The 8,824-nt window shown below is 69.7% G+C and carries 10 protein-coding genes; 5 read left to right on the top strand and 5 right to left on the bottom strand.

Annotated elements, in window-relative coordinates:
* The 5 genes from IEZ03_RS14610 to IEZ03_RS14590 all read right to left on the bottom strand — a co-directional run.
* On the bottom strand, positions 1–1,459 hold a 1,459-nt coding region (locus IEZ03_RS14610), incomplete at its 3' end, for a tyrosine-type recombinase/integrase (protein WP_229808284.1).
* A 206-nt stretch (positions 1,460–1,665) separates the two neighbouring features.
* Positions 1,666–1,881: a helix-turn-helix domain-containing protein gene (locus IEZ03_RS14605; protein ID WP_184878886.1), complete on the bottom strand. Its 216-nt coding sequence runs from the start codon at positions 1,879–1,881 to the stop codon at positions 1,666–1,668.
* 61 nt (positions 1,882–1,942) lie between these two features.
* Entirely contained in the window at positions 1,943–2,860 is a 918-nt protein-coding gene (locus tag IEZ03_RS14600) for an adenine nucleotide alpha hydrolase family protein (RefSeq protein ID WP_184878883.1), read from the bottom strand.
* A gap of 14 nt (positions 2,861–2,874) precedes the next feature.
* Positions 2,875–3,852 carry a C40 family peptidase gene (locus IEZ03_RS14595; RefSeq protein ID WP_184878880.1) on the bottom strand — a complete coding sequence of 326 codons (978 nt, stop codon included), beginning with the start codon at positions 3,850–3,852 and terminating at the stop codon, positions 2,875–2,877.
* Positions 3,853–3,882: 30 nt separating this feature from the next.
* Positions 3,883–4,191 (bottom strand): helix-turn-helix domain-containing protein, encoded by a 309-nt coding sequence (locus IEZ03_RS14590; protein ID WP_184878877.1) that lies wholly within the window; start codon positions 4,189–4,191, stop codon positions 3,883–3,885.
* Between the two features lie 230 nt (positions 4,192–4,421).
* Between IEZ03_RS14590 and IEZ03_RS14585 the strand changes: the two genes are divergently transcribed.
* From IEZ03_RS14585 to IEZ03_RS14565, 5 genes are read left to right on the top strand one after another with little or no spacing between them, the layout of a single operon-like run.
* Positions 4,422–4,886 (top strand): hypothetical protein, encoded by a 465-nt coding sequence (locus tag IEZ03_RS14585; RefSeq protein ID WP_184878875.1) that lies wholly within the window; start codon positions 4,422–4,424, stop codon positions 4,884–4,886.
* Between the two features lie 2 nt (positions 4,887–4,888).
* Positions 4,889–5,191, top strand: coding sequence for a hypothetical protein (locus IEZ03_RS14580; RefSeq protein ID WP_221480506.1), 303 nt, complete (start codon positions 4,889–4,891; stop codon positions 5,189–5,191).
* Between the two features lie 56 nt (positions 5,192–5,247).
* Positions 5,248–5,916, top strand: a complete 669-nt coding sequence (locus IEZ03_RS14575; protein ID WP_184878872.1) for a DUF8175 domain-containg protein — start codon at positions 5,248–5,250, stop codon at positions 5,914–5,916.
* Positions 5,916–7,340 carry an ICP22 family protein gene (locus tag IEZ03_RS14570; protein WP_184878869.1) on the top strand — a complete coding sequence of 475 codons (1,425 nt, stop codon included), beginning with the start codon at positions 5,916–5,918 and terminating at the stop codon, positions 7,338–7,340. Before IEZ03_RS14575 ends, IEZ03_RS14570 begins: the two co-directional genes overlap by 1 nt.
* Positions 7,330–8,805 carry an SCO6880 family protein gene (locus IEZ03_RS14565; protein WP_184878866.1) on the top strand — a complete coding sequence of 492 codons (1,476 nt, stop codon included), beginning with the start codon at positions 7,330–7,332 and terminating at the stop codon, positions 8,803–8,805. The genes IEZ03_RS14570 and IEZ03_RS14565 overlap by 11 nt, the downstream gene beginning before the upstream one ends.
* The last annotated feature ends 19 nt before the right edge of the window (positions 8,806–8,824 follow it).

Raw genomic sequence — 8,824 nt, 5'->3', positions numbered from 1 at the left:
GGGGGCCCCCGGCCGCGCCCGCCTCGGCGGCCGCCTTGAAGACCTGGGGGACCACGGAGGCGTACACGTCAGCGGTGAAGGACGACCGCGCATGCCCCAGCGTCTCGCTGACCACCTTCATCTCGACCCCCGCCGCCAGGGACAGTGTGGCCGCGCCATGGCGCAGATCGTGGAACCGGATGGGAGGGAGCGGTCCTCCGGCGAGTGCGGCTCGCACCTTCGCTTCGCCGACCCGGTGACGCTTGGCGATCTGAGGGATTCCCCATTTCTGGACCTTGTGACGCCGTCTGGTGGCGGCGTACTGCGTGATGAGCAACTCGAAGCGCTGAGAGATCCACTCAGGGCGGAGCGGGGAGCCGTCCGGGCGTGTGAACACCAGTCCTGAGTTCACCCAGGCCGGACCGGCTGCGAGCCGCTCGCTTTTCTGCCGGGTCCTCCAGGCCCGCAGATGATCGGCCGTGATGGCATCGAGTGTGACCGTACGGTCACCGGCATCGGACTTGGTGTCGTCGGGGTCCAGGTCATCGTCCGATCTCGTTTCGCGAATCGCGAGGACTCCCTCGTCCAGGTCGACATCACTCCACGGCAGACCGGCGACCTCGGCACGCCGGAGCCCTCGGAAAGCGACGAGGTGGAACAGCGCGTACAGCCGCTCCGTCTCATGGATGAAGTCGAGGAAGGCACCTGTCTGGGCGGGAGTCCAGACCATGACCGGGGCCGGGCTCTTTCCGTTCTCCTCCCACCGGGCGACTCGAGCGGAAGTCCAGACGAGTGGCTTCCGGCGCGGGAGGCGAGGAAGCTCGACGTGCTCGGCCGGGTTGTGCGTGAGGTACTTCTTCTTGACGGCCGATCCCATGGCGGAGCTGAGCACGGCGTGCACTCGCTTGATTCGCGCAGGCGAGAGGGGCTTCGTCTGCTTCATACGGCGCGCCTCGCCCTCCTTGATCTTTCTCGCGGAGTCGGCCCGGGCATCGACGAGTCGGCGCAGCATTTCGCTCGGCTTCTGTCCTTCCGGGAGCGGCTGATTGATCTGGAGCATGGCCGCGTAGAGCTCGCTCACGTGGTGCGCGCGTAGGTCGACGAGTCGAAGGTGCCCGAGTCCCGGCTTGTGATACAGCTCCACGGCTTCGCGGTAGCTGCTCAGCGTTGAGGCTTTCAGGTCGACCTTGCCGGCGATCCATCGATCGAGCCACTGTGCGACTGTCATGCGGTGATCCGATGCGTGGCCGTCAGCACCTATCTTGGCGAGTTCCTTCACCAGCTCCTTTTGGGCATCTTCCTTGGTCGGGAACGGGCCGACCCTTGGCCGGCGTCTCTTGCCGTCGGCGGAGGGAGGAGCCTCGTATCGGAACCACCAGGTTCCATGCCCCTTCTTCTTGATGTCCGGACAGTTCGTGTCATATCGCTTGCCCGTCTCCGGATGCGAGCAGCGACAACGCTTGAACACGGCCCCTTTCAAGAGACCACCCTCCTTCAGAGTCTCTCTGTAACCACATTGACACCGACAGTGATAACAGTGACATCGCGGGAGGTCAAACGACGTCACCAACAGGACAAAAGGCTCATGTCAGTAAATGAATGAAGCCGAGAACGCCGCCCGTGCCCGACTGCATGGCGGGCACGGGCAGGCAGGGATGTTGAGATCTTCGGCCACCGCTGGTGTGTCTATTGGGGCGGGTGCTCTTCGACCTCGATCAGCCGCAGCAGGCAGGCCGTCGGCACCCGATAGCGGGTACCGACACGGATGATCCGACAGGGGAAGTCTCCGCGTTTCGCCAGTTCGTAGGCATGGCTTCGGGAGAGACCGAGAACACGAGCAGCGGTCACGACGTCTACGACCGTGGGGAGATCCGCTACTTCGGCGTACTTCATGATCTTCATGCTCGAACTCCTGAGTTCGCGGAGAGTGCTCGATTTGGTGGGCGTGATGCGGGGTCTGGGGCTACGTGAAGCACCAGCCGGTGTCGCAGGTGCCGTCGCCGTCGTCGAAGGGGAGGGTGTCGGTTTCGGGGGTGACGTCGGCGAGTGGGGCGTTGTAGCGGGTGAGGTAGATGGGGTCTTTGCCGAGGGCGTGGCGGCGTTGGTTGATGGTGGTTTCGAGGTCACATGCCTTGGTGAAGAGGGCTGGTTGTTCGCGGCGCATGTCTTGCCAGGTGGTGAGGCGGTGGAAGGGGCAGAACCAGCAGGCGGATTTGGGTGGGAGGGGTAGGTCGGCGGAGCGGATGATGCGGGGGCAGTCGGTGCGGCGGATGCCCAGGTCCAGCAGTGGGTAGACGATGCGCTCGTAGGGCTCGTGGCGGCGGGTGTTGGCGCGGTGTATTTCGTCGAGGCTGATGCCGATGGCGATGGTGGCGGGGTTGGCAGGGCTGGCGCCGTGGGCTTTGAGCCAGCGGCCGATGACGCGGATCTTGAAATCGGCGGTGCAGGAGCGGGTGCCGGGGGCGCCGTTGCTCATGCGGACGGGGATGGGGATGGAGCGGGAGCCTTCGCGGGTGAGGCGGCCGTAGAGGGTTTCGGTGGTGCCGTCGCGGCGGATGCGGTGCAGTTCGCGTAGGTCGATGCCGTGGGCGGCGGCGTAGGGGGCGGCGTGGTCGCGGATGTAGCGCAGGGTGGCGGGGTGTTCGGAGTCGTCGCCGACGTTGGCGAACAGGAACGTGGAGAAGTCGATTCGGCCTTGGGCGGCCAGGACGAGGGCGGCGGTGGATTGCCAGCCGCCGCCGTAGCTGAAGGCGCGGATCGGCCCGCAGGACGGCTTCTTCTTCGCCTTCTTCGCTGGGAGCTTGTCGAGCGGGTGCTGATTTCTGGTGGGGCGTGTTCGGTTCGGTCGGTGGTGGCTGTTGGGGTGGTGTTCTGGGTGCAAGGGCGTGCCTCCGGTTAGGCGTCGGTGGTGTGGGGTGTGGTGGGGCGGGTGGCGCCGATGTATTGGTGTTCGCGGTGGGGGTCGCCGGTGAATTGGGCGATGCGGACAACGTCGCCGGTGTGTGGGGCGTGGATCATGCGGCCGTGGCCGTAGTAGATGCCGACGTGGTGGATGGTGGCGGGGTTGTCGGTGTTGCTGGCGAAGAACAGCAGGTCGCCGGGTTGCAGTGCGGTTCGGGGGATGTGGGTTCCGGCGTTGTACTGGTCGGCGGCGACGCGGGGGATGCGGGCGCCGGCTCGGGCCCAGGCGTGTTGGGTGAGGCCGGAGCAGTCGAAGCCTTTGATGGCGGCGCCGTGGGCGATGCCGTAGGTGGGGCCTGAGGGTCCGCCGCCGCCCCAGGAGTAGGGGGTGCCCAGCCAGCGCAGCGCGGCTTTGACGGCGATGGCGCCGCGGCCTGTGGCGGTGGGGGCGGCGTAGCGGGCGGCTTGGGCGAGGACTTTGCGGACGTACCAGTCGGCGTGGTTGTAGTGCCAGATCGCCCGGCGCAGGTGTTTTCCGCCTTTGCCGGCGCCGTTGGCGCACAGGTAGTTGGCGGCGCCGTGGATGGCGTCGGCGGGGTTATAGCGGTCTTTGTGTCCGTCGTGGTCGCCGTCGGCGCCGTGGGCGGCCCAGGTGGGGGCGAGGAATTGCATGGGGCCGCCGGCTCCGGCGTGGTTTTCGCCGGATTGGGCGCCGGGCATGGTGGAGCGGCCGTGGTCGGATTCGATCTTGCCGATCGCGGCCAGGACGTTCCAGGGCAGGCCGGGGCAGGTCTGTGCGGCGTCGAGGTACCAGCGCAGGTACGCGGGCGGGATGTCGCGTTTGGCCTCAGCGGTGGGTGCCCCGGCCAACTCTGAGCCGGTGCCTGCGGCCGAGTTGTGCCCGGTGAGGAGGATGACGAGCGCCAGCGGCAGCAGGACGGCGGTAGCGCAGGCGGTGGCGGCGGCCTTCACCGGGTGGGCCGCCGTGGTGGGGCGGGCCGGTTAGTCGGTGGTGTTGTGAGCGCCGGTGCGGGCGCGGCGTTGGGCGCGGTACCCGGCGCCCTTCTTGGGCGCCTCGGCGGGTTGTGGCTGGTGGGTTGGGTCATCGGCGGCTTCCCCGGGTTGGTGGTGGGGCTGCCGCAGCACCTCGCGGACTGCTTCCCAGGAGTAGCGGAAGTCCTTGCCGGTTTTGAGGGCGGGGATCTGCCCGGCGTTGGCCATCCGGCGGACGGTCTGGGGCGACAGGCCGAGTTTGGTCGCGAGTTCGGCGGTGGTGAGGACGTCGGGGTCGCGGCCGGGTATCTCGGTCATCGCGGGGCTCCTGGGGTGGCGGTCACGGTTGTTCCCTTCCAGTGTGGCGTGTCGGTGCCGCGGAAGCACGTTCTTGAGTGCGATGGCGTTTCCAGAAACTGTTTGACGATGCTTGCGCTCCATAATCGTGCCACGTACTGTGATCGCTCGACAACCCACAGCATTGATTTGGGGGTATGCGGGTGAGTCTTCGACAAACCGGACCAATCACAGGCCACCAGGCACGAGAAGTGCCGGACGAAGTGCTGGACGTGGTCGTGGCCGGTGCGCACGGCGGCGCGGGGACCTCCACGCTGACCGCGCTGCTGCCCGCGGCGTGGGACATGGGCTCGATCAAGCCGCTGCTGGAGCTGGGCCGCTCACCGCTGCGCGCCAAGGACCGCCCGGTGGTGCTGGCGGTGCGCAACACCGCGGTGGCGGCCAAGGACGCCACGGCCGCGATCGGCGCCCTGCGCGACTGGGACGAGCGGGTGTCGGCGCTGGCGATCGTCAGCGACGGCGGCCCGGAATCGCGGGACGCCACGGCCCGGTTCGCGCTGCTGCAAGCACGGGTCGGCGGGGTAGTGCGCATCCCGCACGTGCGGGCGCTGCGGCTGGTGGAAGACCCCACCGTCGTCGACCTGCCGGGCAGAGCGCGCCACGCCCTCGACGAACTCCGCCGCCTGGTCGGCGCGGCCGGCGAGCGGGGGCGGTAACCGTGCTCACCTCGCTCAACGACCTGGCGCGGCTGCTGCCGCGCGCCGACGTGGATGTACCCGATCCGCCTCCGGAACCGCCGCCGGGGCTGGATCAGAAGATGGAGACGCTGCTGGCGTGGGGCAAGTGGGGCGTGCTGATCTGCGGCGTCGCGGGCCTGTTCATCTGCGCGGGTCAGATGGCCATCGGACGCAAAAACCGGTCGACGTTCGCCGCCGACGGCGCGACCGGCATCCCCTGGGTGCTGGGCGGGCTCAGCCTCGCGGCGACCGCCGCACCGATCGTCGGGGTGTTCTTCGAATGAATCGACGCCAAGACAGTGGTCCGTGGTGGCGCCGTGGCTGGATCTTCGCGACGACAGTGATCGCCGCAGGAACGCTGATCGGCCTGTCCGTGCCCATGGCGTTCCGGACCGAGCCGGCCAACACACCGATCACCGTCCGCACCACAGTGCAGGCGGGGCAGCTGATGAGCGCTCCTCAGGTGCCGTTCGCAGGCATGACGTGGCGTGACTACCACGGTGTCCTTCTCCCCTACTCGGCCGACAACGGCCCACGCGACACGGAAAACGATCTAGCGACGGGGTTCACCCAAACGCCACGAGGGGCACTGCTCGCCGCGGTCCACATCACGGTGCGGGCGAACATGCGGTGGGGGCCGAAGGTGTTCGAGCCGACCATCGAAGACCAGGTCATCGGGCCCGACGCCGATGCCCTGCTTGTCGCGGCCCGCGAGGCGTACGAGGAGTTGCGCGGGGACCGGCCGGACGGGGAGGCATTGGGGCGCGCGTACGTCGTCCTGGAGGGTTTCCGGTGGCAGGGCTACTCCCCCGCGGCGGCGAGCGTGGATCTGGTGTCGGCCGGTCCGGGTGACAGCGAGGTGACCGTGCGGGCGGTGACCCGGGTCCAGGTGCAGTGGCAGGGCGGTGATTGGCGGGTCGTCGGCCCGCCGGGCGGGACGTGGGCCGGGTCGGCGGCACCGGTCGATTCGACCGACGGCTATGTCCGCTTCCCGGGCGGAGGTGCCTGATGCTTCCCCTTGACCCGTGTTCGCCGCTCACCGATCCGGCCTGCCTGCAACCGGTCGACAACGACGATGGCGAGAACACGCTGGTTCCACCGCCGCCCGATATCCCGGGCGCGATCGGCGGGCGGATGCTGGACGAGGCCGCCGAGTCGTTCCAGGCAGCGGTCGGGTGGCTGATCTCCAAGACCGCGTCCTGGTGGGTGGAAACACCGTCGCCGGATCTGCAGGAGGAGTCGGCGATCGGGCATCTGCAACTGCTGGTCCAGCCGCTGACCGTGGCGGTCGCGGTCATGGGGCTGCTGGTGGTCGCCGCGAAGATGGCGCTGACCCACAAGGCCAACCCACTGATCGACCTCGGCCGGGGCTTGGCGGTGCTGGCGGCGGTCACCACGATCGGCGTGGTGGTGCCGAACCTGCTGCTTCAGTGGGGCGACCAGTGGTGCGACTGGGTGCTGAGCGCTACCTCACAAGGCGACTTCGCCCAGCGGATGACCAAGATCGTGACCTTCCCCTCGGGGACACCGGCCGCGCTGGTCCTGCTGCTGTGCATGTTCGCGCTGGTCATCGGCGTCCTGCAGGCGATCCTGCTGCTGTTTCGCGCCGGGGCGCTGATCATTTTGGCGGGGCTGCTGCCCCTGGCGGCCGCCGGGATGATGACCGCAGCGACCAAGACCTGGTTTGCGCGGGTGGCCGGCTGGATGCTCGCGCTGATCTTCTACAAGCCCGCCGCCGCAGCGGTGTACGCGACCGCGTTCACCCTGGTCGGTGAAGGGCAGAGTCTGCACGCGCTGCTGATGGGCCTGACGATGATGCTGATCAGCCTGGTCGCCTTCCCGGTCCTGCTGAAGTTCTTCACCTGGACGACCGGCGGAACCGAGTCCGTCAGCGGCGGCGGCATGCTCGGCACGCTGATGAGCAGCGCCGCCGCACTCGGCGCCCTGCGCGCCTACGGCAGCGGCGGCTCCGGCGGCGAGTCCGGGGACGGGCAGTCCAGCTCGGCCAGCGAGCACACCAGCTACCTCAAACAGCAACTCGGCGACCAGGACACCTCCCCCGCCGGCGACTCCGCAGACCCGGCGCCCACCCCACCCGGATCGCCCGACCGGCACTCGCCTGCCTCCGACACAGGCGACCACGCCTCCGCACCGGGTGCTCCGTCCGGAAGTGAGCAGCCGGGGGCCACCTCGTCCGGGACGGATCAGAACCCGGAGGGCGGACACGGGTGGGCGCCACCTGACGGCGGTCAGGGTGAGCCGGTCGGCCCGGCCTTGATCCGGACAGCGGACAAGGAACGGCAGCGCGGCGAGGACATGGTCCGCTGGGCCGCCACCGGCAGTACCGGCGGCTCCAGCGGCGGTGGCGCGGGTGGCCCTGGTGGCGGTCCGACCGGCGCGGTCGGTGAAGGAGGTACCGGCGGTGGGAAGTGACATCCGCACCTACGGCGGCTGGCGCCGCCGACACGGCATCGGCCTGCTCGGCCTGGACACCACCTCCACCTTCACCACCCTCGGCGCGGCGCTGCTGCTGGTCCTGGTCGCCGCCGCCGCACCGCACCTGCTGGTCTACCTGCTTCCACCGGCGCTGATCGGTGGCGGGCTGGGTCTGGTGCGCGTTGGTGGTGTCCCAGTGGCGCGCCTGGTCCTGGCCCGGTGCCGGTGGCGCTGGGGCGTGTGGCGAGGCCACAACCGCTACCGGGCCGGAGTCGTCATCGACCATCCACGCGCGTTCCAGCTCCCCGGGGTGCTCGCGCCGCTGACACTGCTGAGCGCGGAGGACGGCTACGGCGGCCGGTACGGGATCGTGTGGGACCGCCGCACCGGGCTGCTGACCGCCACCCTGCGGGTCGTGCCGACGTCGACGTGGTTGGCCGACCGCGGCGACGCCGATGCCTGGGTGGCAGGGTGGGGCGGCTGGCTCGCTGCTCTCGGACACATGCCGGCGGTGCGGTGGGTGACGGTCACGGTGGAGACCGCACCCGAGCCCGGCTCCACGCTGGCCGACGCGGTCAACCGCGCCGTCGTGGCCACTGCGCCCGCACCGGCGCGGACCATCATGAGCGAGCTCGTCCGCACCGCCCCGGCCGCGGCGGCCGATGTCGACACCCGCGTCTCGATCACCTTCGATCCGAAAGCGTCCTCGGCGCGGCCGAAGGATCTGTATGAGGCGGTCGCCGAGCTGGGCCGCACGCTCGACGGGTTGGCGTCCCGGCTCGGTGGCTGCGGGGTGTCCGTGCTCGGCCGGGCGACCGCCGCGGAGGTCGCCGGGGCGGTGCGGACCGCGTTCGACCCGCATGCCCGCGGGGAGGTGAACCGGCTGCTGACCGGCCCGGACTCAGACGAGGTTTTGAACTGGTGTGATGCGGGCCCGGTCGCCGCGACCGAGCACACCGGGCACTACGAGCACGACGGCGGCGTCTCGGTGAGCTGGGCCTGGCACGAACCACCCCGCCAAAACGTCCGCTCCGACGTGCTGGCCCGGCTGGTCGCGCCCGGGCCGTTCCCCAAGCGCGTCACCCTGCAGTACCGGGCGCTGCCGGCCGCGGCGGCGAGCCGGGTGCTGCAGCAGGAGGTGAACGCGGCGGCGTTCCGTGCCCAGTTCCGCCGCCGCACCGGCCGTGATGAGACCGCACGCGAGAGCTGGGACGCCGCCCGCGCCCGCCAAGCCGCCGCCGAAGAGGCCATGGGCGCCGGGGTGTGCCTGGTCTCGCTGTACGCCACCGTCACCGCCACCGACCCCGACCAGCTGCGCCGCGCCGTCGCGCACGTCGAGACCGCCAGCAACTCGGCCAAGATCCGGCTGCGGCGCCTGTGGGGCAGCCAAAGCGCCGGGTTCGCCACCACCCTGCCCTGCGGCATCTGCCCACCCCAACTGTCCCGCCGCCTCAACCACTGAAGCGCTGAAGGGAACCGAG

It is taken from the genome of Actinomadura livida (assembly GCF_014648675.1).
In the GTDB taxonomy this organism is placed as follows: Bacteria; Actinomycetota; Actinomycetes; order Streptosporangiales; family Streptosporangiaceae; genus Spirillospora; species Spirillospora livida.
This window is presented reverse-complemented; position numbering and strand designations above follow the sequence as displayed.

Coding starts and splice junctions, on each gene's coding strand:
- IEZ03_RS14605 (WP_184878886.1), bottom strand. CDS start 1,881: ATGAAGATCATGAAGTACGCCGAAGTAGCGGATCTCCCCACGGTCGTA.
- IEZ03_RS14590 (WP_184878877.1), bottom strand. CDS start 4,191: ATGACCGAGATACCCGGCCGCGACCCCGACGTCCTCACCACCGCCGAA.
- IEZ03_RS14570 (WP_184878869.1), top strand. CDS start 5,916: ATGCTTCCCCTTGACCCGTGTTCGCCGCTCACCGATCCGGCCTGCCTG.